Origin of the sequence: Mesorhizobium sp. M8A.F.Ca.ET.218.01.1.1 (genome assembly GCF_004791165.1) — a bacterium.
GTDB lineage: Bacteria > Pseudomonadota > Alphaproteobacteria > Rhizobiales > Rhizobiaceae > Mesorhizobium.
In genome coordinates this window covers 1-283 of the sequence record NZ_SRUZ01000211.1, presented here as the reverse complement: position 1 = coordinate 283, position 283 = coordinate 1, and the positions used below count along the sequence as shown (strand labels likewise).

The 283-nt window shown below is 42.4% G+C and carries 1 protein-coding gene; it reads right to left on the bottom strand.

Annotated elements, in window-relative coordinates; translation table 11 throughout:
- Window positions 1-283: hypothetical protein (locus tag EN861_RS35765; protein WP_210235226.1), on the bottom strand; the 283-nt coding region annotated here is incomplete at both ends.

The window sequence follows — 283 nt, the reverse complement described above, 5'->3', positions numbered from 1 at the left end:
CACACATTGAGTATGAGGTCGAGAGTAGCCTCTATTTGCTCGTGATTGTTTTTATTTTCTTTTTTCCTTAGCTGCTGTCGGTTGTGCTGGTCGAACAGGTCGTCAGTTTCTTTAATTAGAGCCTGAAATTCATCATCGCTCATTAAGTCCATAGCCCATGCTTGCTGGTACTTCTTACGCTGTCTCTTAATCTTGTCTAAATCAATGACGCTTTGCTCTTCCTGCTCCTCTGTGTCCTCGACATCGACCTCTATTTCGCCGTGCTGAATAAAATCAATAAAAG